At 55.6% G+C, this 26,208-nt stretch carries 17 protein-coding genes; 10 read left to right on the forward strand and 7 right to left on the reverse strand.

Going from position 1 to position 26,208, the window contains the following annotated elements:
* The first annotated feature begins 209 nt into the window (after window positions 1-209).
* Both glpT and glpQ read left to right on the forward strand, forming a co-directional pair.
* Complete coding sequence (gene glpT, locus ACWKXX_RS06955) at window positions 210-1,562, forward strand: glycerol-3-phosphate transporter (protein ID WP_003859423.1); 1,353 nt, start codon at window positions 210-212, stop codon at window positions 1,560-1,562.
* An 11-nt stretch (window positions 1,563-1,573) separates the two neighbouring features.
* A complete protein-coding gene (glpQ, locus tag ACWKXX_RS06960; protein WP_023304137.1) occupies window positions 1,574-2,635 on the forward strand; it encodes a glycerophosphodiester phosphodiesterase in 1,062 nt (353 codons plus the stop codon).
* 83 nt (window positions 2,636-2,718) lie between these two features.
* Here the strand turns inward: glpQ and yfaE are convergent, their stop codons facing one another.
* The 4 genes from yfaE to ubiG form a co-directional block, all read right to left on the reverse strand.
* Window positions 2,719-2,973: a class I ribonucleotide reductase maintenance protein YfaE gene (yfaE, locus tag ACWKXX_RS06965; protein ID WP_003859419.1), complete on the reverse strand. Its 255-nt coding sequence runs from the start codon at window positions 2,971-2,973 to the stop codon at window positions 2,719-2,721.
* The gene (gene nrdB / locus ACWKXX_RS06970; protein ID WP_026080618.1) at window positions 2,973-4,103 is read right to left on the reverse strand and encodes a class Ia ribonucleoside-diphosphate reductase subunit beta; all 1,131 of its coding nucleotides are present in this window, start codon (window positions 4,101-4,103) and stop codon (window positions 2,973-2,975) included. Before nrdB ends, yfaE begins: the two co-directional genes overlap by 1 nt.
* A 100-nt stretch (window positions 4,104-4,203) precedes the next feature.
* A complete protein-coding gene (gene nrdA, locus ACWKXX_RS06975) occupies window positions 4,204-6,489 on the reverse strand; it encodes a class 1a ribonucleoside-diphosphate reductase subunit alpha (protein WP_023295072.1) in 2,286 nt (761 codons plus the stop codon).
* Between the two features lie 349 nt (window positions 6,490-6,838).
* Window positions 6,839-7,567, reverse strand: a complete 729-nt coding sequence (ubiG, locus tag ACWKXX_RS06980) for a bifunctional 2-polyprenyl-6-hydroxyphenol methylase/3-demethylubiquinol 3-O-methyltransferase UbiG (RefSeq protein WP_006811346.1) — start codon at window positions 7,565-7,567, stop codon at window positions 6,839-6,841.
* Between the two features lie 146 nt (window positions 7,568-7,713).
* Between ubiG and gyrA the strand changes: the two genes are divergently transcribed.
* Window positions 7,714-10,350 (forward strand): DNA topoisomerase (ATP-hydrolyzing) subunit A, encoded by a 2,637-nt coding sequence (gene gyrA, locus ACWKXX_RS06985; RefSeq protein ID WP_017693022.1) that lies wholly within the window; start codon window positions 7,714-7,716, stop codon window positions 10,348-10,350.
* Window positions 10,351-10,485: 135 nt separating this feature from the next.
* Window positions 10,486-13,332, forward strand: a complete 2,847-nt coding sequence (gene rcsC, locus ACWKXX_RS06990; protein WP_017693023.1) for a two-component system sensor histidine kinase RcsC — start codon at window positions 10,486-10,488, stop codon at window positions 13,330-13,332.
* A 111-nt stretch (window positions 13,333-13,443) separates the two neighbouring features.
* On the opposite strand, the gene rcsB is transcribed toward rcsC, so the two are convergent.
* Both rcsB and rcsD read right to left on the reverse strand, forming a co-directional pair.
* On the reverse strand, window positions 13,444-14,094 hold the full coding sequence (gene rcsB, locus ACWKXX_RS06995) for a response regulator transcription factor RcsB (RefSeq protein WP_003859405.1): 651 nt from the start codon (window positions 14,092-14,094) through the stop codon (window positions 13,444-13,446).
* Between the two features lie 16 nt (window positions 14,095-14,110).
* A complete protein-coding gene (rcsD, locus tag ACWKXX_RS07000; protein ID WP_017383411.1) occupies window positions 14,111-16,783 on the reverse strand; it encodes a phosphotransferase RcsD in 2,673 nt (890 codons plus the stop codon).
* Window positions 16,784-17,527: 744 nt separating this feature from the next.
* Here rcsD and ACWKXX_RS07005 point away from each other — a divergent pair.
* From ACWKXX_RS07005 to mgtE, 6 genes are all read left to right on the forward strand, one after another.
* Window positions 17,528-18,619, forward strand: coding sequence for a porin OmpC (locus tag ACWKXX_RS07005; RefSeq protein WP_064489650.1), 1,092 nt, complete (start codon window positions 17,528-17,530; stop codon window positions 18,617-18,619).
* A 114-nt stretch (window positions 18,620-18,733) separates the two neighbouring features.
* The gene (gene apbE, locus ACWKXX_RS07010; protein ID WP_015572290.1) at window positions 18,734-19,789 is read left to right on the forward strand and encodes an FAD:protein FMN transferase ApbE; all 1,056 of its coding nucleotides are present in this window, start codon (window positions 18,734-18,736) and stop codon (window positions 19,787-19,789) included.
* 72 nt (window positions 19,790-19,861) lie between these two features.
* Window positions 19,862-20,920: a bifunctional DNA-binding transcriptional regulator/O6-methylguanine-DNA methyltransferase Ada gene (ada, locus tag ACWKXX_RS07015; protein WP_032619314.1), complete on the forward strand. Its 1,059-nt coding sequence runs from the start codon at window positions 19,862-19,864 to the stop codon at window positions 20,918-20,920.
* Window positions 20,920-21,570 carry a DNA oxidative demethylase AlkB gene (gene alkB / locus ACWKXX_RS07020; protein WP_003859395.1) on the forward strand — a complete coding sequence of 217 codons (651 nt, stop codon included), beginning with the start codon at window positions 20,920-20,922 and terminating at the stop codon, window positions 21,568-21,570. Before ada ends, alkB begins: the two co-directional genes overlap by 1 nt.
* 76 nt (window positions 21,571-21,646) lie before the next feature.
* Entirely contained in the window at window positions 21,647-23,290 is a 1,644-nt protein-coding gene (locus ACWKXX_RS07025) for a multidrug ABC transporter permease/ATP-binding protein (protein WP_017383408.1), read from the forward strand.
* A gap of 140 nt (window positions 23,291-23,430) precedes the next feature.
* Window positions 23,431-24,867 carry a magnesium transporter gene (mgtE, locus tag ACWKXX_RS07030; RefSeq protein ID WP_006811337.1) on the forward strand — a complete coding sequence of 479 codons (1,437 nt, stop codon included), beginning with the start codon at window positions 23,431-23,433 and terminating at the stop codon, window positions 24,865-24,867.
* Here the strand turns inward: mgtE and ACWKXX_RS07035 are convergent.
* The gene (locus ACWKXX_RS07035; RefSeq protein ID WP_261666502.1) at window positions 24,830-26,125 is read right to left on the reverse strand and encodes a SulP family inorganic anion transporter; all 1,296 of its coding nucleotides are present in this window, start codon (window positions 26,123-26,125) and stop codon (window positions 24,830-24,832) included. The two genes, mgtE and ACWKXX_RS07035, sit on opposite strands and share 38 nt — an antisense overlap.
* Window positions 26,126-26,208 lie beyond the last annotated feature (83 nt).

The raw sequence follows: 26,208 nt of genomic DNA on the forward strand, positions 1-26,208 counted from the left end.
AATCGTGTGGTTTGTTTGATTTCGAACATAAACGCGCGAAATTCGAAAGTGAAACATGATTTCATGCGCTTTTTTGCGCATTCTGTCATATTTCTGTAACAATCTGTGCGTTGATTCACAGTAACATTCACCGTGATTTCTTAACATCGCCGCCTCTGTAGCCGGGCGCGAGATGCCCGGTCATTTTTTGAAAGGCCACGGAGGCTGTTATGCTCAGTATCTTTAAACCTGCGCCACATCGGGCGCGACTGCCAGAGGCAGAGATTGATCCTCTCTACCGCCGTCTGCGTTGGCAAATCTTCCTCGGGATCTTCTTCGGGTATGCGGCGTACTATCTGGTACGTAAAAACTTTGCGCTCGCCATGCCGTACCTGGTGGAACAGGGCTTCTCTCGCGGCGATCTGGGATTTGCGCTGTCGGGGATCTCCATCGCGTACGGTTTTTCGAAGTTCATTATGGGGTCGGTGTCGGATCGTTCGAATCCGCGCGTGTTCCTGCCCGCTGGTCTGATCCTCGCGGCAGCGGTGATGCTGTTCATGGGCTTTGTGCCGTGGGCGACCTCCAGCATTGCCATCATGTTCGTGCTGCTGTTCCTCTGCGGCTGGTTCCAGGGGATGGGGTGGCCGCCATGCGGACGCACCATGGTTCACTGGTGGTCACAGAAAGAGCGTGGCGGCATTGTATCGGTCTGGAACTGCGCGCATAACGTCGGCGGCGGGCTTCCGCCGCTGCTGTTCCTGCTGGGGATGGCCTGGTTCAACGACTGGCATGCCGCGCTCTATATGCCAGCCTTTGGTGCCATTCTGGTGGCGATCATCGCCTTTGCCCTGATGCGCGACACGCCGCAGTCCTGCGGCCTGCCGCCGATCGAAGAGTACAAAAACGACTACCCGGATGATTACAGCGAGAAGCACGAAGAAGAGCTGACGGCAAAGCAGATCTTCATGAAGTATGTGCTGCCAAATAAGCTGCTGTGGTACATCGCGGTGGCGAACGTATTTGTCTACCTGCTGCGCTACGGCATCCTCGACTGGTCGCCAACCTACCTGAAAGAGGTGAAGCACTTCGCGCTGGATAAATCCTCCTGGGCCTATTTCCTGTATGAATACGCGGGCATTCCCGGCACGCTGATCTGCGGCTGGATGTCGGACAAAGTGTTTAAGGGCAACCGTGGGGCGACGGGCGTGTTCTTTATGACGCTGGTCACCATCGCGACGGTCGTTTACTGGCTTAACCCGCCGGGTAATCCGGGCGTGGATATGGCCTGTATGATCGTCATCGGCTTCCTGATTTATGGTCCGGTTATGCTGATTGGCCTGCATGCGCTGGAGCTGGCGCCGAAGAAAGCGGCAGGCACGGCGGCAGGCTTTACCGGTCTGTTTGGCTACCTCGGCGGTTCAGTGGCGGCAAGTGCCATCGTCGGTTATACCGTCGACTTCTTCGGCTGGGACGGCGGCTTTATGGTGATGATTGGCGGCAGCGTGCTGGCTGTTCTGCTGCTGGTTGTTGTGATGATTGGTGAAAAACGTCACCACGCCGAAGTGCTGGCGCGTCGTCAATAAGGAGCATTGCGATGAAATTAACTCAGTTAGCGACAGGCCTGCTGCTGGCGGGCCTGATGACAGGCTCCGCGCTGGCGGCGGATAAGATCGTGATCGCCCACCGTGGCGCCAGCGGTTATCTGCCGGAGCATACGCTGCCGGCAAAAGCGATGGCCTATGCCCAGGGCGCGGATTATCTGGAGCAGGATCTGGTGATGACGAAGGACGACCAGCTGGTCGTTCTGCATGACCACTATCTTGACCGCGTGACGGACGTGGCGGAGCGTTTCCCGGATCGCGCCCGTAAAGATGGTCGCTACTACGCCATCGACTTCACGCTGGCGGAGATCCGCTCGCTGAAGTTTACCGAGGGCTTCGAGATTGAAAACGGTAAGAAGGTACAGGTCTATCCGGGACGTTTCCCGATGGGCAAGTCTGACTTCCGTATTCACACCTTCGAAGAGGAGATCGAGTTTGTTCAGGGGCTGAACCACTCGACAGGAAAAAATATCGGTATCTACCCGGAAATCAAAGCGCCGTGGTTCCACCATCAGGAAGGGAAGGACATTGCCGCGAAGACGCTGGAGGTACTGAAAAAGTACGGCTACACCAGCAAGCAGGATAAGGTTTTCCTGCAATGTTTCGACGCCGCGGAACTGAAGCGCATCAAAACCGAGCTGGAGCCGAAAATGGGGATGGATCTCAATCTGGTGCAGCTGATTGCGTATACCGACTGGAATGAAACCCAGGAAAAACAGCCGGACGGGAAGTGGGTGAACTACACCTACGACTGGATGTTTAAGCCGGGCGCGATGAAGCAGATTGCGCAGTACGCCGACGGCATCGGGCCGGATTACCACATGCTGGTGGCGGAAGGCTCAACGCCGGGTCACGTGAAGCTGACGGCGATGGTGAAAGAGGCGCATGCGAGCAAGATGCAGGTGCATCCGTATACCGTACGCGCAGACCAGCTGCCGGAGTATGCGACGGACGTGAATCAGCTTTACGACGTACTGTATAACCAGGCGGATGTGGACGGGGTGTTTACGGATTTCCCGGATAAAGCGGTGAGCTTTTTGAAGGATAAACGCTGAAATTGCCGGGTGGCGGCTGCGCCTTACCCGGCCTACGAACTGCGGTTTTGTAGGTCGGGTCAGCGAAGCGCCACCCGACATAATTACATCTCGATCTCAATATCGCCTTTTGCCCGGCAGCAGCAGGGCAAAATCTCCCCTTCACTGATAAAGGCCAGCGGTTCGGTCAGCCAGTCTACCTGGCCTGCGACCAGACGGCAGCGGCAGGAGCCGCAGTAGCCTTCACGACACTGGTACTCTACTTCTACCTGATGCGCTTCAAGCGCCACCAGCAGAGAAGGGTGCTCTTCCTGGCACAACACCTCTGTACCAGAAAGGCTCAGCGTTACGCGGCTCATCAGAGCTGGAAATCGCTCAGGTCGTCGGTGTTGACTTCAGAATCAATCTGACCGACCAGATAAGAACTCACTTCCACTTCCTGCGGCGCAACCTGCACGTTATCGGACACCAGCCAGGTGTTGATCCACGGAATCGGGTTAGAGCGCGTCTGGAATGGCAGATCGAGACCCACAGCCTGCATGCGGATGTTAGTGATGTACTCCACGTACTGGCACAGAATGTCTTTGTTCAGGCCAATCATGGAGCCGTCGCGGAACAGGTAGTCTGCCCACTCTTTCTCCTGCTGGGCGGCCAGCACGAACAGATCGTAGCATTCCTGCTTGCACTCTTCGGCAATCGCAGCCATTTCCGGGTCGTCCGCGCCGCTGCGCAGCAGGTTCAGCATGTGCTGAGTCCCGGTCAGATGCAGGGCTTCGTCACGGGCGATCAGGCGGATGATTTTGGCGTTGCCTTCCATCAGCTTGCGCTCGGCAAAGGCGAAGGAGCAGGCGAAGCTCACGTAGAAGCGGATCGCTTCCAGCGCGTTAACGCTCATCAGGCACAGGTACAGCTGCTTTTTCAGGGCCCGCAGGTTTACGGTAATGGTTTTGCCGTTCACGTTATGCGTGCCTTCGCCCAGCAGATGCCAGTAGCTGGTCATCTCGATCAGCTCATCGTAGTAGTGCGCAATGCCTTCCGCGCGCTTCTGGATCTGCTCGTTGGTGACGATATCGTCAAACACCACCGCCGGATCGTTCACGATGTTGCGGATGATGTGGGTGTAAGAGCGGGAGTGGATCGTCTCGGAGAACGCCCAGGTTTCCACCCAGGTTTCCAGCTCAGGAATCGAGATCAGCGGCAGCAGCGCCACGTTCGGACTACGGCCCTGAATGGAGTCCAGCAGCGTCTGGTACTTCAGGTTGCTGAGGAAGATGTGCTTTTCGTGTTCCGGCAGCGCCTGGAAATCGATACGGTCGCGGGAAACGTCAACTTCTTCCGGACGCCAGAAGAAGGAGAGTTGCTTTTCAATCAGCTTTTCGAAGATGTCATATTTTTGCTGATCGTAGCGTGCCACGTTGACCGGCTGGCCGAAGAACATCGGCTCTTTGAGCTGGTCGTTTTTCGTCTGTGAAAAGGTGGTATATGCCATTGCGGTGAGTCCTGTTGAGATTTTATTGCCCGGCGGCACTGCGTTTGCCGGGCCTACAAAACCGTAGGCCGGGTAAGCGTAGCGCCACCCGGCGAAGTGCTTAGATCTTACATGCGCCGCTTTCGCAGCCATCGTCCTGAATTGACGGCACCAGGTCGTCCTGGGCGTCTTCCGCACCATCACGGGTGTTGTGATAGTACAGCGTTTTCACGCCAAATTTATAGGCGGTGAGCAGGTCTTTCAGCAGTTGCTGCATCGGAACCTTGCCAGACGGGAAGCGCGTTGGGTCGTAGTTGGTATTGGCAGAGATCGACTGGTCGATAAACTTCTGCATGATACCCACCAGTTGCAGATAGCCGTCGTTGTTTGGCATTTCCCACAGCAGCTCGTAGTTGTCACCCAGCGTTTCGTAATCCGGCACCACCTGACGCAGCACGCCGTCTTTCGACGCTTTGATGCTGACGTGGCCGCGCGGTGGCTCAATACCGTTGGTGGCGTTGGAGATCTGCGAAGAGGTCTCGGACGGCATCAGGGCAGAGAGCGTGGAGTTACGCAGGCCGTGAGTCTTAATGGACTCGCGCAGGCCTTCCCAGTCGAGGTGCAGCGGCTCGCTGACGATCGCATCCAGGTCTTTTTTGTAGGTGTCGATCGGCAGAATGCCTTTCGCGTAGGTGGTTTCGTTGAACCACGGGCACGCGCCTTGCTCTTTCGCCAGCTCGTTAGAGGCTTTCATCAGGTAGTACTGGATCGCTTCGAACGTCTGGTGCGTCAGATTGTTGGCGCTGCCGTCGGAGTAACGCTTGCCGTTTTTCGCCAGCCAGTAGGCGAAGTTGATCACGCCGATACCTAAAGTGCGACGGCCCATTGCGCCGCGTTTTGCCGCCGGGATTGGGTAATCCTGGTAATCCAGCAGGGCGTCGAGCGCACGAACCGCCAGCACCGCCAGCTCTTCCAGCTCGTCCAGGCTCTTAATCGCACCCAGGTTGAACGCGGACAGCGTACAGAGCGCGATTTCACCGTTTTCGTCGTTCACGTCTTCCAGCGGTTTAGTCGGCAGGGCGATCTCCAGGCACAGGTTGGACTGGCGCACTGGCGCAACCACCGGGTCAAACGGGCTGTGGGTGTTGCAGTGGTCAACGTTCTGGATGTAGATACGGCCGGTAGAAGCACGTTCCTGCATCATCAGGGAGAACAGATCGACCGCTTTCACGCGCTGCTTGCGGATGCTGTCGTCTTTTTCATATTTGGTGTACAGACGCTCGAACTCGTCCTGATCGGCGAAGAAGGCGTCGTACAGACCCGGGACGTCGGACGGGCTGAACAGGGTGATGTCTTCCCCTTTCAGCAGACGGGTGTACATCAGCTTGTTGATCTGCACGCCGTAGTCCATGTGGCGCACGCGGTTGCCTTCCACGCCGCGGTTGTTCTTCAGAACCAGCAGACTTTCCACTTCCAGGTGCCACATCGGGTAGAACAGGGTCGCTGCACCACCACGCACGCCGCCCTGAGAGCAGGATTTTACTGCCGTCTGGAAGTGCTTGTAGAACGGAATACAGCCGGTGTGGAACGCTTCACCGCCGCGGATCGGGCTGCCCAGCGCACGGATACGGCCGGCGTTGATGCCGATACCGGCACGCTGGGAGACGTATTTCACGATGGCGCTGGAGGTCGCGTTGATGGAATCCAGGCTGTCACCACACTCGATCAGTACGCAGGAGCTGAACTGACGGGTAGGGGTACGCACGCCAGACATGATTGGCGTAGGCAGAGAAATCTTGAACGTAGAGACCGCATCGTAGAAACGCTTCACGTAGTCCAGACGGGTTTCACGCGGGTAATTAGAGAACAGGCAGGCGGCCACCAGAATATAGAGGAACTGGGCGCTCTCGTAGATTTCGCCCGTCACACGGTTCTGAACCAGGTATTTGCCTTCGAGCTGCTTCACCGCCGCGTAGGAGAAGTTCATGTCGCGCCAGTGATCGATAAACCCGTTCATCTGCTCGAACTCTTCTTCCGTATAGTCTTCCAGCAGATGCGTGTCGTATTTGCCCAGCTCGACCATTTTAACTACGTGATCGTAAAGCTTCGGCGGCTCGAACTGGCCGTAGGCTTTTTTACGCAGGTGGAAAATCGCCAGACGCGCAGCGAGGTACTGATAATCCGGTGCGTCGCGGGAGATCAGATCTGCCGCGGCTTTGATAATGGTTTCGTGGATATCAGACGTTTTGATGCCGTCGTAGAACTGAATGTGAGAACGCAGTTCAACCTGGGAGATAGATACGTTGTTCAGTCCTTCTGCTGCCCAGTCGAGAACTCGATGGATTTTGTCCAGATTGATACGCTCGGTGGTACCGTCGCGCTTTGTCACCAGCAGACTCTGATTCATGTGGGTTTTTACCTGTCCGTGAAATAAAAAAATATCCCCCGCTTATCCACAGAACCGTCTTGTGACTAACTCTGTGGATAAATACTACATATAGGGGTTTTGCGATAAGAAGAACGCTATATGGTGAGTATTCTAGTATCGAATCTTTTCAGCACAAGGGTTGATTTTGACGTTAAATTGAGGTTGTGAAAGGGTAAAAAAGGCTAAGTCCTCGTGCCGTAAGGCCTGGAAGAGATGTCAATAATTAAGAAAAAAAATTCAAAATTTGATCGAGTGCTGATTTCTTCAACGGGAGGTCAGAATTGCGCAACATGATGTCGCGCAATCATTATAAGAATAACGGATGACGTTAGTCGTTTTTGGCGGTTGTGTGCAACATATAGTTAACATCCACACCTGGAGCAAGTTTGAATTTATCCGTCAGCGGATTGTAGTGCAGGCCCGTCATGTGCTGCTCCTTAAGCCATGTCTGGTCAACCCAGCCCAGCAGTTCTGCAGGCTTGATGAACTTCTTCACGTCGTGCGTCCCTTTCGGCACCATGCGCAGCACGTATTCCGCGCCTACCACGGCCATCAGCCAGGCTTTGCCGTTGCGGTTGATGGTCGAGAAGAAGACCTGTCCACCCGGTTTCACCAGTTTTGCACAGGCGCTGACCACCGACTGCGGATCGGGAACGTGCTCCAGCATCTCCATGCAGGTCACCACGTCATACTGGTGCGCATGTTTTGCCGCGTGCTCTTCCACGGTTTCCTGGACATATTCTACCTGTACGCCGGACTCCAGCGCATGAAGACGCGCAACCTGTAGAGGTTCGAAGCCCATGTCCAGACCGGTGACGGTGGCCCCTTCACGCGCCATACTTTCCGCCAGGATGCCGCCGCCGCAGCCGACGTCGAGCACTTTCTTACCGAACAGACCGCCGGAACGCTCCGCGATATAGCCCAGACGCAGCGGGTTAATACGATGCAGAGGTTTGAACTCACCTTCGAGATCCCACCAGCGGGACGCCACCGCTTCAAATTTGGCAATCTCTTCGTGGTCAACGTTGTGAGCCACCGGGGATTTTTCGGCATTCATGGGCGCTTTTACTCCTTATTTAGCAAGACAAATGAGTATATCAGGCAATCCCTGTGAATAAAGCGTATAGGTTTACCTGTATCACCGCGGCTGTGTTATAATTTGCGACCTTTGAATCCGGGATACAGTAGAGGGATAGCGGTTAGATGAGCGACCTTGCGAGAGAAATTACACCGGTTAACATCGAGGAAGAGCTGAAAAGCTCCTATCTGGACTATGCGATGTCGGTCATTGTTGGCCGTGCGCTGCCGGACGTCCGCGATGGCCTGAAGCCGGTACACCGTCGCGTACTATACGCCATGAACGTATTGGGCAATGACTGGAATAAAGCCTACAAAAAATCTGCCCGTGTCGTTGGTGACGTAATCGGTAAATACCATCCTCATGGTGATTCCGCGGTGTACGACACCATTGTCCGTATGGCGCAGCCCTTCTCGCTGCGTTACATGCTGGTAGATGGTCAGGGTAACTTTGGTTCTATCGACGGCGACTCCGCCGCGGCAATGCGTTATACGGAAATCCGTCTGGCGAAGATTGCCCATGAGCTGATGGCTGACCTGGAAAAAGAGACGGTTGATTTCGTTGATAACTACGACGGCACGGAAAAAATTCCTGACGTTATGCCAACGAAGATCCCAAACCTGCTGGTGAACGGTTCGTCCGGTATCGCCGTCGGTATGGCAACCAACATTCCACCGCACAATATCACGGAAGTGATCAACGGCTGCCTGGCCTACATTGACGATGAAGACATCAGCATTGAAGGGCTGATGGAACACATCCCGGGCCCGGACTTCCCGACGGCGGCAATCATCAATGGCCGTCGCGGTATTGAAGAAGCGTACCGCACCGGTCGCGGCAAGATTTACATCCGTGCCCGCGCCGAAGTGGAAGCGGACGCTAAAACCGGCCGTGAAACCATTATTGTTCACGAGATCCCGTATCAGGTGAACAAAGCGCGACTGATTGAAAAAATCGCCGAGCTGGTAAAAGAAAAACGCGTTGAAGGCATCAGCGCGCTGCGTGACGAGTCTGATAAAGACGGTATGCGCATCGTGATTGAAATCAAGCGCGACGCGGTGGGTGAAGTTGTGCTGAACAACCTTTACTCCCAGACTCAGCTTCAGGTCTCCTTCGGTATCAACATGGTTGCGCTGCACCATGGCCAGCCGAAGATCATGAACCTGAAAGAGATCCTGAGCGCGTTCGTGCGTCACCGCCGTGAAGTGGTGACCCGTCGTACCATCTTCGAACTGCGCAAAGCGCGCGACCGTGCCCATATCCTTGAAGCACTGGCCGTTGCGCTGGCGAACATCGACCCGATCATCGAGCTGATCCGCCGTGCGCCGACGCCGGCAGAAGCGAAGGCGTCGCTGGTTGCGCGTCCATGGGATCTGGGCAACGTGGCGGCAATGCTGGAACGTGCCGGTGATGACGCTGCGCGTCCTGAGTGGCTGGAACCGGAATTCGGCGTGCGTGACGGTCAGTACTACCTGACTGAACAGCAGGCCCAGGCGATTCTGGATCTGCGTTTGCAGAAACTGACCGGCCTTGAGCATGAAAAACTGCTCGACGAGTACAAAGAGCTGCTGGAGCAGATTGCCGAGCTGCTGCATATCCTGGGTAGCGCAGAGCGCCTGATGGAAGTGATCCGTGAAGAGCTGGAGCTGGTTCGCGATCAGTTCGGCGACGAGCGTCGCACCGAAATCACAGCCAATAGCTCTGATATCAACATTGAAGATCTGATCAACCGCGAAGACGTGGTAGTGACGCTGTCTCACCAGGGCTACGTGAAGTATCAGCCGTTGACCGACTACGAAGCACAGCGTCGTGGCGGTAAAGGCAAATCTGCGGCGCGTATTAAAGAAGAAGACTTCATTGACCGTCTGCTGGTGGCCAACACCCACGACACGATCCTCTGCTTCTCCAGCCGGGGCCGTCTGTACTGGATGAAAGTCTATCAGCTGCCGGAAGCGAGCCGTGGCGCGCGGGGTCGTCCTATCGTCAACCTGCTGCCGCTGGAAGCGAACGAACGTATCACCGCTATTCTGCCGGTACGCGAGTACGAAGAGGGCGTGAACGTCTTTATGGCGACCGCGAGCGGTACCGTGAAGAAAACCGCGCTGACCGAGTTCAGCCGTCCACGTTCTGCCGGGATCATCGCGGTGAACCTGAACGAAGGCGATGAGCTGATCGGCGTGGATCTGACCTCCGGTTCTGATGAAGTTATGCTGTTCTCTGCCGCCGGTAAAGTGGTGCGCTTTAAAGAGAACGCCGTGCGCGCAATGGGTCGTACGGCGACCGGCGTGCGTGGTATCAAGCTGGCGGGTGAAGACAGCGTGGTTTCCCTGATCGTTCCTCGTGGCGAAGGCGCAATCCTGACCGTCACCCAGAACGGCTATGGTAAACGTACGGCGGAAAGCGAATACCCGACCAAGTCTCGCGGCACGCAGGGCGTTATCTCCATCAAAGTGACCGAGCGCAACGGTTCCGTTGTTGGCGCGGTGCAGGTGGACGACGCGGACCAGATCATGATGATCACCGATGCCGGTACGCTGGTGCGTACCCGCGTGTCTGAGATCAGCGTGGTGGGTCGTAACACCCAGGGCGTTATCCTCATCCGCACTGCGGAAGATGAAAACGTCGTCGGTCTGCAACGCGTTGCTGAGCCGGTGGATGACGAAGAGCTCGACTCTATCGACGGCAGCGTTGCGGAAGGGGATGATGAAATCGCCCCGGAAGCGGACACCGATGATGAAGTAGCGGATGACGCTGACGAGTAACGTCTCCTGACGCATAAAGGGCCGGTTTCCGGCCCTTTTGTTTTGCGCAAGCAGACAAGTGAACGTTGCGACAAGCCGCGTTTACCGCTACTTTAACCACATTCTTTTTGACCCCGACGGCGGAGCCTCGCCCCTTTGAAATACCTCGTCTCCTTTCGTACCACGTTAAAAGTCTCTCGCTATCTGTTTCGGGCGCTTGCGCTACTGCTATGGTTGCTGGTGGCACTGCTCTCGGTGTTTTACATCGTTAACGCGTTACACCAGAAGGAAGCGGAGATCCGCCAGGAGTTTAACTTAAGCTCGGATCAGGCTCAGCGCTATATCCAGCGCACGTCTGACGTGATGAAAGAGCTTAAGTATATTGCTGAGAATCGACTCACGGCGGAGAACGGCATTCTTGCTATCCGCGGTCGGGATGAAAAAACCGAAGTACCTGATTTCGAACCGCTCTTCCCGGACTCCGATTGTTCCGCCATGAGCAAAGCCTGGCGTGGTTCACTGGAGTCCCTGTCATGGTTTATGCGCTACTGGCGCGATAATTTCTCGGCCGCCTACGATCTGAACCGTGTCTACCTGATTGGCAACGAAAATCTCTGCATGGCGGATTTCGGCCTGCGGGATATGCCCGTCGAACGCGAAGACGCGCTGAAAAGTCTGCATGAGCGTATAGTGAAATACCGCAATGCGCCTCAGGAAGAGCGCGGGAACAACATCTTCTGGATAAGCCAGGGGCCGCGCATGGGCGTCGGCTATTTCTATGCCCTGACTCCGGTTTACCTCGGAAACCGCCTGCAAGCATTGCTGGGGATTGAACAAACCATCCGCATGGAAAACTTCTTCACGCCGGGCAGTCTGCCGATGGGCGTGACCATTCTGGATGAAAACGGCCATCCGCTCATCTCCCTTACCGGGCCTGAAAACCGCCTGAAGGTGGAACCCAGCTGGATGCAGGAGCGGTCATGGTTTGGCTATACTTCCGGGTTCCGCGAGCTGGTGCTGAAGAAAAGTTTACCGCCATCGTCGCTGAGCATTGTCTACTCGCTGCCGGTGGACAAGGTCCTGGAGCGCATTCGCATCCTGATCCTTAATGCCATTTTGCTGAACATCGCGGTAGGCGTCGCGCTGTTTATGCTGGCGAGAATGTATGAGCGGCGGATCTTTATTCCGGCAGAAGCGGATGCTCAGCGTCTGGAAGAGCATGAGCAGTTTAACCGTAAAATTGTCGCCTCGGCGCCGGTGGGGATCTGCATCCTGCGTACTCAGGACGGGACAAATATCCTCAGTAATGAGCTTGCCCATAACTACCTGAACATGCTCACGCATGAAGACCGCCAGCGGTTAACGCAGATCATCTGCGGTCAGCAGGTTAACTTTGTGGATGTGCTGACCAGCACCCACACCAACCTGCAAATCAGCTTCGTCCATTCTCGCTACCGCAATGAAAACGTGGCCATTTGCGTGCTGGTGGACGTCTCTGCGCGCGTGAAAATGGAAGAGTCATTGCAGGATATGGCGCAGGCGGCGGAGCAGGCCAGTCAGTCGAAATCGATGTTCCTCGCGACCGTCAGCCATGAGCTGCGAACGCCGCTGTACGGCATTATCGGTAACCTCGATCTGCTCCAGACCAAAGAGCTGCCGAAAGGGGTCGACCGGCTGGTGACGGCCATGAACAACTCGTCCAGCCTGCTGCTGAAAATCATCAGCGATATTCTCGATTTCTCTAAAATTGAATCCGAGCAGTTGAAAATAGAGCCGCGCGAGTTCTCCCCGCGCGAAGTGATGAACCATATCTGCGCTAACTACCTGCCGCTGGTGGTGCGTAAACAGCTTGGGCTGTACTGCTTTATCGAGCCGGATGTGCCGCTGACGCTGCATGGCGATCCGATGCGTCTGCAACAGGTCATCTCAAACCTGCTGAGCAACGCCATCAAATTCACCGATATCGGCTGTATTGTGCTGCACGTCTGTCGGGCAGGGGAGTACCTGACCATTCGCGTGCGCGACACGGGTGTTGGCATTCCGGCGAAAGAGGTCGTTCGCCTGTTCGATCCGTTCTTCCAGGTGGGAACCGGCGTCCAGCGTAATTTCCAGGGGACCGGGCTAGGTCTGGCGATTTGCGAGAAGCTTATCAGTATGATGGATGGAGATATCTCCGTCGATACAGAGCCAGGCATGGGCAGCCAGTTCACCATTCGTATTCCGCTCTATTCGGCGCACTATCCGGCGAAAACCACCGTCGACGGGCTGAGCGATAAGCACTGCTGGCTGGCGGTGCACAACGCCTCCTTACATGATTTCCTGACCTCGATGCTGACCAGCAGCGGCGTGCGGGTTTCACGCTACGAAGGCCAGACGCCGGACGCGGATGACATGCTGATCACCGACGTTGAGCCGGAGCAGGCGTGGGCGGGGCGGGGCGTAGTGATGTTCTGCCGCCGTCATATCGGTATTCCGCTTGAGCGTTCGCCTGGGGTATGGGTGCACAGCGTGGCGACACCGCACGAGCTGCTGGGCTTGCTGGCGCGTATTTACAGCGTGCAGCTTGAGGACAGCGACGGCGCCACCGTGCTTGCTTCCCCTGATGAGCTGGCGTCGGTGAACGACGATATGATGATTCTGGTCGTCGACGATCATCCGATTAACCGTCGTCTGCTCGCAGATCAGCTTGGCTCTCTGGGCTATCAGTGTAAAACGGCCAATGATGGCGTGGATGCCCTGAATGTCTTAAGTAAGAACCATATTGATATTGTGCTCAGCGATGTGAACATGCCTAACATGGACGGCTACCGTCTGACGCAGCGTATCCGACAGCTGGGGCTGACGCTGCCGGTGGTAGGGGTGACAGCCAACGCGCTGGCGGAGGAGAAGCAGCGCTGTCTGGAGTCGGGAATGGACAGCTGCCTGTCGAAGCCGGTCACGCTGGATGTACTGAAGCAGACACTGTCCGTGTATGCGGAGCGGGTACGAAAAGCGAGACAATAAAAAAGGCCCGAAAGGGCCTTTTTTATGTACCCGGCGGCGCGGCGCTTGCGCGGGCCTACGGGGTCTGTAGGCCGGGTAAGCGCGAGCGCCACCCGGCGTAGACAGCGAAGATCAATCTTTGTCCGTTGCGCTCAGCGTCACGGAAGAGAGATAGTTCAGCAGGGCGATATCGTTATCCACACCCAGCTTCATCATCGCGGATTTTTTCTGGCTACTGATGGTTTTAATACTGCGGTTCAGCTTCTTGGCGATTTCAGTGACCAGGAAACCTTCAGCGAACAGACGCAGAACTTCACTCTCTTTAGGTGAGAGACGCTTGTCGCCATAGCCACCCGCGCTGATTTTTTCAAGCAGGCGTGAGACGCTCTCAGGAGTGAATTTCTTCCCTTTCTGTAGCGCCGCCAGCGCTTTTGGCAGATCGGTAGGTGCGCCTTGTTTCAGCACAATCCCTTCAATATCGAGATCCAGAACGGCGCTCAGGATCGCCGGGTTATTGTTCATGGTCAGAACAATGATCGAAATGTCCGGGAAGTGGCGTTTAATGTATTTGATGAGCGTGATCCCATCACCGTACTTATCTCCAGGCATGGAGAGATCGGTAATGAGCACGTGCGCATCAAGTTTAGGCAGATTGTTAATGAGGGCTGTGGAATCTTCAAATTCACCGACTACATTCACCCACTCGATCTGTTCAAGTGATTTGCGAATACCGAACAGTACAATCGGATGGTCATCGGCAATAATTACGTTCATATTGTTCATGTATAAGGCTACCTTGCTACAGCAAGCTCTTGACGTAAGCGTCAATGTCGCTGATGTATTTTTCAATGCCAGAGGCATCTTTCTCACGAATTAGATGTTCCAGCGTTTCACATAACTGCTTGCCGGGAACCAGATTAAGCATGGCAAACACCCCTTTAAGCCGGTGTGCTGTCTGTGCCAGCGCTGCAAAATCCTGCGCAGCGGACTCAGTATACAACCGCTTAACATCATCTGGTACTGTATCAACGAAGAGCGAATAATATCCGCTGGCATGGAGTTCGGCATTTTCATCGCCGCCTAACGGTGACTCCAGGATCTCTTCCTGCGCCAGATTCTCTTCAATCAGTTGTAATACAGCTTCCTGCATTGCATTGCTCATATTAAAGTTGACGCGCAGCTGCCCAGGGCCGATTTTCCGCACGCCTGGCTCATCATCGCTTAAAAGCAAGCCTGAGGCAGTAAGATTAGACGGATTATCAGTTAAAAATAGATCAAATTCTTGACTCGCGAGCCTTTCGTCCGGGGTAATGCAGGACGCCCCCCAGTTTTCCAGCTGACGAACGACGATATTACGGATCTCACTGGAGGTCACATCCACCATCACCACCACATCGTCCAGCAGACGCTCTTCATCCTCTTCCTGGGGATTCGCCGCCATTTTCACGTGTAAAGAGTAGCGGGTGCCGAGGGATTCGCGCGCCTTGATGTTCAGATGACCGCCCAGCTTACGCGCCAGCTGATCGCAGAGCCAGAAGGTGAGGGCATTCGCCTTGCCGTAGTGGTCGCGCTGGGTATCGTTCAGGAACGGGAAGTGCAGGTTATCAATTTCGCTCACTGTGACGCCTTCGCCCGTATCCAGAATGCGGAACGTCAGACGATCGTCGGTGGACTCATCGGTGCTGACTTCAAGGGTGATCTTGCCGATCTGCGTCGTGGTGACGGCATACTGTATCAACATCATCAGGATGCGACGCAGGGCATCGCGATCGCCGTGACGTTCGTCGTTGGCCGGTAAATGGTTGTTGATCAGCAGCTGGAGTCCCTTGCGCTTGATCACCGGCAGGACTTCCGGCACCACCTCATCAATCAGGTCCTGAATGGAGAAGAGCGTAGGGGTGCCCTTCCAGATGTCATTCTCCAGCATGTTCGCAAGCTGGATTTCGTCCACCAGACGAACCAGGGAGTCGGCCTGGCTGCTGAGCTGTCGGCTTTCCGGCGTGCTCAGATCAGCAATCTGCGTGGCGAGTGACTTCAACGGTTGTTTAAAGGCATCGCCAATATTTTGCATAAACGCCGCGCGGCCATGTTGGTTTTTCTCGTACAGCCTTTGCGCCTGCTTGAGCTTTTTATTCACCAGCACTTCGCGATCCTGATCGCGAATGATGAAGATTTGCGTGCGCGAGGCGACCTGACTGCGGAACTGACGGATCTCATACAGTTCATTATTAACGGTGGCCTGAATAACGCCCTGGTGCTGGTCCGCCATGGCCGTAATATTTTGCAGGTTAAGATGCGGCAGAAGGTGATCGGCAATTTTATTGCTCATTACCGTGCGGTTAGCCTCCTGGTCGTGAACGAGCACCCCAAGCGGTAGCACGGAAATAATCTCTTCATTCAGGGCACGAAGAATGCGCAACTCGTTGCTGGTCCCGGCTGATACCGACGTCGAGTCGCTCTGGCGGCCCGACTGGAAACGGAAGGTGCTGTAGCCAAACAGCGCCAGCGCCAGCAGGCCAATATTCAGCAACAGCGGCAGCAGAATGTTTTGCAGAGTATCAAGCATCAGGGTGCCAAAAGGCACCTGCCACACCAGACGCATACCGGTTGAGTTGAGCGATGAGGCAATCTCAATCTTTGAGCCATTAAAGGAGATCGCTACGCTGTCCGCGCCTTCTTTATCCGACGGCGTGCGCATATTTTGGGTGCTGTTGTCTGGCTCCAGACGGAAACTGTCCAGCGGCATATCCGGTGGGATGAGATCGTTAATCGGCAGGTCGAAGGCAACCACGGTCGCCAGATGGCCCGGCTGGTTAAAGGTGGTTCGCAGCGTAAAGTAGTGGCCATTCTGCCAGGCAAGACGGCGTAGTGACGAGAAACTTTCTCGCTCGTCCAGCGCGTTGGCCTGTTGCAGCATTTCTGCCCGACGGGAATCAACAATACTGCCAACGGTGGTCTCTTTAAAGCCGGAGGAGAGATCCTTAAGCGGCAGGGTCGAGATCAGGATCATGCTGTTGTCCTGACCGTTCAGGTAATACATTGACCACGGTACGGTCTCGGCGCCCCACAGGGTGTCCAGATAGGAGGAGATCCGCTGCGTCATCTCAAGCGTTGCGCTGTCGTGCGAGCCGAAAATCAGGGCTTCCGTCTTGCGCTGCGGTTTTTCAAGGTAATACACATCCTGCTTAAGGCGCGTTTCCTGCAACCCTTCGCCTGACGAGGTGGCAGGCGCGGCAGCGATATTGTCGTAGATTTGCCAGGTCGCATAGCGCCACGTATCAATGCGCTTGTGCACCGCATGGGTGATATCGACGATTTGATAGCTTTTATCTTTAAGCCAGGTATTAACGGCGCTCTGAACCATCACCCCCATTGTGACTAACAGCACAACGATCAACAGAAGAAAGAAACGGGTGATGCTGCCCGGTAGAAGGGAGAATTTGCTCGGGGCGGTAGTTTCAGTCTGACTCATCGATGTGTTTAACCCGTAATGGCCGCGCGGTAATGGGATAGGGCAGTATAAAGGGTAATAACTGAATTTCCAGCGTCGTTAACGGTATGACCTTGACTTTTTATCCGGGTAACCGGCTTCAACGTCCCCGGATGAAAGGTGTACAAAACCCCGTGAAATGTATAAATACGCGATCGCACCGGCAGGAAAATAGCACGAATAAACAAGAAATTAATTTCAATAGCATAAAAAAGAATTCAGCGAAAGCCGGATGCTGGATTTAGTTAATAGTCGTTATCATTTCTGAGGGGTAGCACATAAAATGTAGGCTGACGTAAAGAAAGGTAAAAAAAAACCGAATGCGAAGCATCCGGTTCAATTAGGGATAAACAGACATTCAGAACTGAATGACGGTAATAAATAAAGTTAATGATGATAGCGAGAGTTATTTTAGTGGTGTTGAAGGGAATTTTTTTGTCATTCAGTGCTGTACTGTTTTTTAAGATAAACACTTGTATTAAATAGAATATATTTTTGTTTTGATTATCCGTGCTATATTTTTAAACTATTTATGCTCTGTAAAAGTTCCTTCAAATTTACAAATTGAAACATGTTGATGGTAAAGTGAAACATCTTCAAAGTTTTCGTATCATATTCCTGTTGGATTATTCTGCATTTTTGAGGAGAATGAACTTGCCGACTGGTTAAGAGGGTTGACCAGTAAGCAGTGGTAAATAATAAGGCATATAACAGAGGGTTAATAAAATGAAAGTTAAAGTACTGTCCCTCCTGGTACCAGCTCTGCTGGTGGCAGGCGCAGCAAATGCGGCTGAAATTTATAACAAAGACGGCAACAAATTAGATCTGTACGGTAAAGTGGATGGTCTGCACTATTTCTCTGATGACGACAGTGCAGACGGCGACCAGACCTACATGCGTCTGGGCTTCAAAGGCGAAACTCAGGTTAACGACCAGCTGACCGGTTACGGCCAGTGGGAATACCAGATCCAGGGTAACTCTGGTGAGAACGAAAACAACTCATGGACGCGTGTGGCGTTCGCAGGTCTGAAATTCGCGGATGCGGGTTCATTCGACTACGGTCGTAACTACGGCGTTGTTTACGATGTGACTTCATGGACCGACGTTCTGCCGGAATTCGGCGGCGATACCTACGGTTCTGACAACTTCATGCAGCAGCGTGGTAACGGCTTCGCGACCTACCGTAACCAGGACTTCTTCGGTCTGGTTGATGGTCTGAACTTCGCGTTGCAGTACCAGGGTAAAAACGGCAGCGCAAGCGGCGAAGGCCAGACCAACAACGGTCGTGACGCGCTGCGTCAGAACGGTGATGGCTACGGTGGCTCTCTGACCTACGATCTGGGCGAAGGCTTCGCACTCGGTACGGCGGTCACCAGCTCTAAACGTACTGATGACCAGAACGCCATGGCCTACGGTAACGGCGATCGTGCTGAGACCTACACCGGTGGTCTGAAATACGACGCGAACAACATCTACCTGGCTGCACAGTATACTCAGACTTACAACGCGACCCGTGCGGGCGACCTGGGCTGGGCTAACAAAGCGCAGAACTTCGAAGTGGTTGCGCAGTATCAGTTCGACTTCGGCCTGCGTCCATCCGTGGCGTACCTGCAATCTAAAGGTAAGGACCTGGAAAACGGCTACGGCGACCAGGATCTGCTGAAATATGTTGATGTTGGCGCGACTTACTACTTCAACAAAAACATGTCCACCTACGTTGATTACAAAATCAACCTGGTTGATGAGAACGACTTCACTCGCGCAGCAGGTATCGGTACTGACGATATCGTCGCGCTGGGTCTGGTTTACCAGTTCTAATTGCTCATACAGCGACAAAGGGGCCATCAGGCCCCTTTTTTCATGCTTTTTTAGGGTCTTACAAATACGCTGTTTTAGTGTACTCTTGCCGCCCTGGCATGAGGATAATAACCAATGGATATGACTTTTTTACGCGCCAGCGTTCTGGCGACTTTTTTACTCCTGACCGCGTGTGACTCTTCCACACAGCCCGCAAAAATCGACGCACCCGCCGCGACGGTGCTGGAAGGGAAAACCATGGGGACCTTCTGGCGCGTCAGCGTGATGGATATTGATAAATCCCGCGCTGAAGAATTACGCGGTAAAATTCAGGCGCAGCTGGATGCCGACGATCAGCTACTCTCTACCTATAAAAATGACTCAGCGCTGATGCGTTTCAATCGCTCCAGCAGCACCTCGCTGTGGCCGGTGAGCGAAGCGATGGCCGATATCGTCACGGAATCCATGCGCGTGGGCTACAAAACCAACGGCGCAATGGATGTGACCGTGGGGCCGCTGGTGAACCTGTGGGGATTTGGCCCCAACAAGCAGCCGGTGACTACACCCGATCAAGCCGCCATCGACGACGCCCGCGCCCGTACGGGGTTACAGCATCTGGCGGTGATCTCCCAGTACGGTCAGCAATACCTGCAAAAAGATATTCCCGACCTGTTTGTCGATCTCTCCACGGTAGGCGAGGGGTATGCTGCGGATCATCTCGCGGCCCTGATGGCGCAGGAAGGCATTCCGCGTTATCTGGTTTCCGTCGGGGGCGCGCTCGTCAGCCGGGGCATGAACGCCAGCGGCAGGCCGTGGCGAGTGGCCATCCAAAAACCAACCGATCAGCAGAACGCGGTGCAGGCGATTGTCGACATCAACGGGCATGGTATCAGCACCTCCGGAAGCTACCGCAACTATTACGAGCTGGATGGCAAACGTATCTCGCACGTGATTGATCCGCAAACCGGACGCCCGATTACCCACAACCTGGTGTCCGTGACGGTGATAGCCCCAACCGCGCTGGAAGCGGATGCCTGGGATACCGGATTGATGGTGCTCGGCACGGAGAAGGCCAAAGAGGTGGTGCGTCAGGAAGGGCTGGCCGTCTATATGATCACCAAAGAGGCTGACGGATTTAAAACCTGGAGTTCGCCGCAGTTCAATAGCTTCCTGGTGAGCGAAAAAAATTAAAAAGCAAGGTTGCGGGTTTTTGTTCGGTGGCGTTCAGGCAAGCTGAGCGTATGCTTGTAAGAGGAGCCGATAATGAAAAACACAACCTATCTTACCGATGAGGATCGCTGGCAGGCCGTACTGGCCCGCGATCCGCGTGCGGATAACCAGTTTGTCTTTGCCGTGCAGACGACCGGCATTTATTGTCGTCCGTCCTGCCGCGCCCGCCACGCGCTGCGTAAAAATGTCTGCTTTTATCCTGATGCTCACCAGGCCGCGCAGGCGGGTTTCCGCCCCTGTAAGCGCTGTAGGCCGGACCAGGTCGACCCTATGGCGCAGAAAAAGGCCAACATTGCGCTGGCCTGTCGACTGCTTGAACAGGATGCCGCGCTGAACCTGGAGGCACTGGCGCAGCAGGTTGCCATGAGTCCGTTCCATTTCCACCGCTTGTTTAAATCCGTCACCGGCATGACGCCGAAAGCATGGCAGCAGGCCGCGCGTGAACAACGCCTGCGCACCCTGCTTGCACAGGGCGGTAAAATCACCGACGCCGTACTGGCCGCTGGCTTTCCGGACGGCAGCAGCTACTACCGTAAAGCCAACGGCGCGCTGGGCATGACGGCAAAACAGTACCGCAACGGAGAGGCTGCGGTCCGCTATGCCATCAGTGACTGCTCGCTGGGCCGCTGTCTGGTGGCGGAAAGCGAGCGCGGGATCTGCGCAATACTGCTGGGTGATGACGACGCCGGGCTGACGGCTGAGCTGCTGTCACTGTTTCCGCTTGCCGTCCGTGAACCGATGGAAGGCGCGTTTGCCGGGCGTGTTCGGCAGGTTATTGCCTCTGTCGACAGCCGCGCGACGCCGCTGATGCTGCCGCTGGATATCCGTGGTACCGCCTTCCAGCAGCAGGTCTGGCAGGCGCTGCGGGATATCCCCTGCGGTGAAACGGCAAGCTATCAGCAGGTGGCGAAGGCCATTGGTAAACCCAATGCCGTACGTGCCGTGGCGGGGGCCTGCGGTGCCAACAAACTGGCGATAGTCATCCCCTGTCACCGCGTGGTGCGTAACGACGGTGCGCTGTCGGGTTATCGCTGGGGCGCAGCGCGTAAGATGCTATTGTTGAAACGTGAGGCGAACAACCCGGAGGGATAATGCTCGATCTTTTTGCTGATGCTGAACCCTGGCACGAGCCGCTCGCGCCGGGGGCGACGATCCTGAGACGCTTCGCGCTTTCCCGCGCGGCGGCGCTGTTCGACGGTATTGATGCCGTTACCGCTTGTTCACCGTTTCGCCATATGGTTACGCCGGGCGGGTATACCATGTCCGTGGCGATGACCAACTGCGGCGAACTGGGATGGGCGACGAATGAGCGGGGCTATGTATATGCCGCGAACGATCCGCTGACGGATCAGCCGTGGCCGCCGATGCCGGAGGCGTTTCAGGCGCTGTGTCATGACGCCGCCGTGGCGGCCGGCTATCCTGATTTTCGACCCGATGCCTGTCTTATCAACCGCTATGCCGTTGGGGCAAAGCTCTCCTTGCATCAGGATAAGGACGAGCCAGACCTGCGCGCGCCGATTGTCTCGGTATCCCTTGGGCTGCCCGCTGTCTTTCAGTTTGGCGGCCTGCGGCGCAACGACCCGCTCAAACGGCTGATGCTGGAGCATGGTGATGTGGTGGTCTGGGGCGGTGAATCACGGCTTTTTTACCACGGTATTCAGCCGCTTAAACCTGGCGATCACCCGGTGGCGGGGGCATTTCGCTACAACCTCACGTTCCGTCAGGCGGCATACAGAGAATAAAAATAAGAATTATTCTTGATGTGTGTGAAAGGCAGTTTACACTGCTGGCTGATTTTTCTTGTCCGGATTGCTCTGCATGCAACTACTTCTTCTTGTCTGGCGGCAGTATCGCTGGCCTTTTATCGCGGTGATGGCGTTAAGCCTTGCCAGCGCGGCGCTGGGGATCGGCCTGATTGCCTTCATTAACGTGCGTTTGATCGAAATGGTCGACACGTCACTCTCAGTCCTGCCGGAATTTCTGGGTTTACTGCTGCTGCTGATGGCAGTCACGCTCGGGTCACAGCTGGCGCTGACCGCCCTCGGCCACCATTTCGTTTTCCGTCTGCGCAGTGAGTTCATCAAACGGATCCTTGATACTCAGGTGGAACGCATCGAACAGCTGGGAAGTGCCTCTCTGCTGGCGGGGCTGACCAGCGATGTGCGCGCCATTACCATCGCCTTTGTGCGCCTGCCGGAGCTGGTGCAGGGGATCATCCTGACATTTGGCTCGGCAGCCTATCTCGCCTGGCTCTCCAGCAAAATGCTGGCGGTAACGGCGCTGTGGATTGTTATTACCATCTGGGGCGGGTTCCTGCTGGTATCACGCGTCTATAAGCACATGGCAGTGCTGCGCGAAACGGAAGACAAGCTCTATAACGATTATCAGACGGTGCTGGAAGGGCGCAAAGAGCTGACGCTGAACCGCGAGCGTGCCGAGCATATCTTCAACCATCTTTATATCCCGGATGCGCACGAATATCGTCATCACATTATCCGCGCCGATACGTTCCACCTGAGCGCCGTGAACTGGTCCAACATCATGATGCTGGGCGCGATTGGCCTGGTGTTCTGGATGGCGAACAGCCTGGGGTGGGCGGATACCAATGTGGCGGCAACCTACTCCCTGACGCTGCTGTTTTTACGCACGCCGCTGCTGTCGGCCGTTGGCGCACTGCCGACGCTGCTGAGCGCTCAGGTGGCCTTCAACAAGCTGAAGAAATTCGACCTTGCGCCGTTTAAGGCTGAGTTCCCGCGCCCGCAGGCCTTCCCGAACTGGCAAACGCTGGAGCTGCGTAACGTTACCTTCCGCTATCAGGATAACGCCTTCTCCGTAGGGCCGATAAACCTGACCATTCATCGCGGCGAACTGCTGTTCCTTATCGGCGGCAACGGCAGCGGCAAATCTACGCTGGCGATGCTGCTGACGGGCCTCTACCAGCCGCAGGCGGGTGAAATTTTGCTGGATGGTAAAGCGCTGAGCGCGGAGAAACCGGAGGACTACCGCAAGCTCTTCTCGGCGGTATTTACCGACGTCTGGCTGTTCGACCGGCTGCTGGGACCGGAAGGGCAGCAGGCGGATCCGGCGCTGGTGGAAAAGTGGCTTGCGCACCTGCAAATGTCGCACAAGCTGGAGCTTCAGGATGGCAAAATCCTGAATCTCAAGCTGTCGAAAGGGCAGAAGAAACGCGTGGCGCTGCTGCTGGCCCTGGCCGAGGAGCGTGACATCATCCTGCTGGATGAGTGGGCCGCCGATCAGGACCCGCACTTCCGTCGCGAGTTTTATCAGGTCCTGCTGCCGCTGATGCAGGCGATGGGGAAAACCATTTTTGCCATCAGCCATGACGATCACTACTTCATTCACGCCGACCGTCTGCTGGAGATGCGCGACGGCAAGCTGAGCGAGCTGACCGGCGATGAGCGCGATGCGGCGTCACGGGACGCGGTGGCGCGTACGGCCTGATTGCAATTGTGCCGGGTGGCGCCCGGCACACTAATTTTTCATATATGCCGTTTTTTTCTCCATCCCGACCCGCCGTTTATTCTTATTTACATATCCCCGCGCTATGCTTAACGCCAACTCATTTAATGGATTTATGATTGATGTCGGTATTAAAGAAAAACAGCGCCAGGCAGCGTGACCAGGAGCGTGCGCGGCTCATCTGGCTCCTGACGACCGATAAAGCGGTCACGTCAACGTTATTGGGTAAGCTAACCCTGGCTGAGCAATATGATGTCGGCACGCTGGCCGACGATATTGCTGAGGTAGGTGCGCTGGTTGCACATTTACCGCCCCCGGACCTGGCGGACACCCTGGAGGCATTGCCTTCCGAAGAGCGCCACGCCCTGTGGCGGCTGGTGCAGGATCACGAGCGCGGTCAGGTATTGCTTGAAGCCTCGGAAAACGTCTGGGATGACCTTATCGATGAGATGAGCGACCGGGACATCCTTGACGCCCTGCAAACGCTGGATATCGATGAGCAGATTTACCTCGTTCAGCATCTTCCGCGCAACCTGACCGGACGCCTGCTGGCTTCCCTGCCTGCTGAAGAGCGGGCGCGCGTGCGTCAGGTGATGCACTACGAGAAAAACAGCGTCGGCGCGATCATGGAGTTTGGCGTCATCACCGTGCGCCCGGACGTCACCCTGGGTACGGTGCAGCGCTATCTTCGTCGCTTGGGCAGTATGCCGGACAACACCGATAAACTGTTCGTCACCTCGCGGGATAAAACTCTGCTCGGGGAGCTGGAGCTGAAAACGATCCTGCTGAACAGCACCCAGCAGCGGGTGAGTGAGGTCATGGAAACCGAGCCGATGGTCTTCTCGCCGGAAGACGATGCCGAAAAAGCGGCGCGTACCTTCGAACGTGATGACCTGGTGAGCGCGGCGGTGGTGGATTCGGTGGGCAAGCTGATGGGGCGTCTGACCATCGATGAGATCGTTGACGTGGTCTATGAAGAGACCGATAACGACCTGCGTGCCCTTGGCGGGATCAGTGCCGAAGATGACGTTCATGCCTCCGTCGGCAAGGCCGTCAAAACGCGCTGGGCGTGGCTCGCCATCAATTTATGCACCGCGTTCGTGGCGTCCCGCGTTATTGACGGCTTCGAACATACCATTTCCCAGCTGGTGGCCCTGGCGTCGCTGATGCCGATTGTGGCGGGGATCGGCGGGAACACCGGCAACCAGACTATCACCATGATCGTTCGCGCCCTGGCGCTGGAAAACATTCAGCCGGGTAATTTCTCGTGGCTGATTTTCAGGGAGATGGGCGTCGCGCTGATTAACGGCCTGGTCTGGGGCGGCATCATGGGCGGCATTACCTGGTGGCTGTATGATGATATGGCGCTGGGCGGGGTCATGATGCTGGCGATGGTGCTGAATCTGCTGGTGGCGGCGATGATGGGCGTGATTATCCCGTTGACCATGACCCGGCTGGGGCGTGACCCCGCGGTGGGGTCGAGCGTGATGATCACCGCCATTACCGATACCGGCGGTTTCTTTATTTTTCTTGGACTGGCGACGATTTTTCTTCTGTAGCCAGCGCTTTTTGCTTAAGTCGGGCAGGGAGGATGAACATCATCATAATCCCGCCCAGCACGCCAATTGCCAGGTTGCCGGTGAAAACCGTTGCCACAACCGTCACCAGCATCACGACGGTTTCAGCCACCGGCGCGTTTTTCAGCGTTCCGGGCTGAACGCTATGCCAGCTAAAGGTCTTGACGGCCACAATGGCCATAATTCCCGCCAGTACCGCCATCGGAATTTTGGCCATCACCTCGCTGAGCGCCGTAACCAGCACCAGCAGTACGATGCCCGCCGCAAGGGTGGAGATACGGCTTCTGCCTTTCCCCATCTCCACGTTAACGATGGTCTGCCCAATCATCGCGCAGCCCGCAATGCCGCCGTAGAACCCGGCCATAATATTGCCCACGCCCAGCCCGATGCTCTCGCGGCGCTTACTGGAGGGGGTAGCAGTCAGCTCGTCCACCAGTTTTGCCGTCAACAAGGATTCCAGCAGGCCAACGAAAGCGATACTGAGCGCGCACGGCCAGATGATGCTCAGGGTTTCCAGACTGAGCGGCACCAGCAGTTGCGTAAAGCCCGGCAAACCGCCGCCCATGGAACCTTCATCCCCCACCGTCGGCAGGATTTGCCCGCTGGTGACGGTGAACAAAGTCAGCAGCACAATGGCAATCAGCGGGGAGGGCACGCTTTTGATATAGCGTGGCACCCACAGCACAATCAGCAGTGTCAGCACGAACAGGCCCACAATCAGCGGGCTTCGGCTCCAGAAATGGGGCACCTGGGCAAAGAAAATCAAAATGCCAAGGGCGTTAACAAACCCGGTCATCACCGACTGGGGAATAAAGCGCATCAGCCGCGCCATACCCAGTGCGCCGAACAGGATCTGAATCATACCTGCCATTACCACCGCGGGCAGAATGTACTGCACGCCGTGTTGATGGACCATCGGGCCAATCACCAGCGCGACGGAACCTGCCGCCGCCGTCACCATGGCCGGACGCCCGCCGAGCAGGGAAAGGGCGAAACAGAGCACCACGGAGGCGATAAGGCTCACTTTCGGATCCACGCCCGCGACCACGGAAAACGAAATCACTTCCGGGATCAGCGCCAGCGCGGTAATCACACCGGCCAGGGTTTCGCGCATCAGACGGTGAGGCGAACGTAAAACAGTGGCGACATGGCCTTCTTGAGGTACAGACGAGTGGGGTAATGACATAACAATTCGCTGGTAGGGGCAGGCTTCCGTGCGCGCGATCACAAAGTGCAGCATGATAGCCAGGAAAATCGTCGGGTGCCAGCCTGTCTGCCAAAACCCTACAAACAATCCATCATTAAATTTCACAATTACAATAA

The organism is Enterobacter sp. UPMP2061 (assembly GCF_053709615.1).

What these genes read in the sequence shown, in the direction of transcription:
- glpT (WP_003859423.1), top strand. Translation starts at nt 210, where the DNA reads ATGCTCAGTATCTTTAAACCTGCGCCACATCGGGCGCGACTGCCAGAG.
- glpQ (WP_023304137.1), top strand. Translation starts at nt 1,574, where the DNA reads ATGAAATTAACTCAGTTAGCGACAGGCCTGCTGCTGGCGGGCCTGATG.
- yfaE (WP_003859419.1), bottom strand. Translation starts at nt 2,973, where the DNA reads ATGAGCCGCGTAACGCTGAGCCTTTCTGGTACAGAGGTGTTGTGCCAG.
- nrdB (WP_026080618.1), bottom strand. Translation starts at nt 4,103, where the DNA reads ATGGCATATACCACCTTTTCACAGACGAAAAACGACCAGCTCAAAGAG.
- nrdA (WP_023295072.1), bottom strand. Translation starts at nt 6,489, where the DNA reads ATGAATCAGAGTCTGCTGGTGACAAAGCGCGACGGTACCACCGAGCGT.
- ubiG (WP_006811346.1), bottom strand. Translation starts at nt 7,567, where the DNA reads ATGAATGCCGAAAAATCCCCGGTGGCTCACAACGTTGACCACGAAGAG.
- gyrA (WP_017693022.1), top strand. Translation starts at nt 7,714, where the DNA reads ATGAGCGACCTTGCGAGAGAAATTACACCGGTTAACATCGAGGAAGAG.
- rcsB (WP_003859405.1), bottom strand. Translation starts at nt 14,094, where the DNA reads ATGAACAATATGAACGTAATTATTGCCGATGACCATCCGATTGTACTG.
- rcsD (WP_017383411.1), bottom strand. Translation starts at nt 16,783, where the DNA reads ATGAGTCAGACTGAAACTACCGCCCCGAGCAAATTCTCCCTTCTACCG.
- ACWKXX_RS07005 (WP_064489650.1), top strand. Translation starts at nt 17,528, where the DNA reads ATGAAAGTTAAAGTACTGTCCCTCCTGGTACCAGCTCTGCTGGTGGCA.
- apbE (WP_015572290.1), top strand. Translation starts at nt 18,734, where the DNA reads ATGGATATGACTTTTTTACGCGCCAGCGTTCTGGCGACTTTTTTACTC.
- ada (WP_032619314.1), top strand. Translation starts at nt 19,862, where the DNA reads ATGAAAAACACAACCTATCTTACCGATGAGGATCGCTGGCAGGCCGTA.
- alkB (WP_003859395.1), top strand. Translation starts at nt 20,920, where the DNA reads ATGCTCGATCTTTTTGCTGATGCTGAACCCTGGCACGAGCCGCTCGCG.
- ACWKXX_RS07025 (WP_017383408.1), top strand. Translation starts at nt 21,647, where the DNA reads ATGCAACTACTTCTTCTTGTCTGGCGGCAGTATCGCTGGCCTTTTATC.
- mgtE (WP_006811337.1), top strand. Translation starts at nt 23,431, where the DNA reads ATGTCGGTATTAAAGAAAAACAGCGCCAGGCAGCGTGACCAGGAGCGT.
- ACWKXX_RS07035 (WP_261666502.1), bottom strand. Translation starts at nt 26,125, where the DNA reads ATGCTGCACTTTGTGATCGCGCGCACGGAAGCCTGCCCCTACCAGCGA.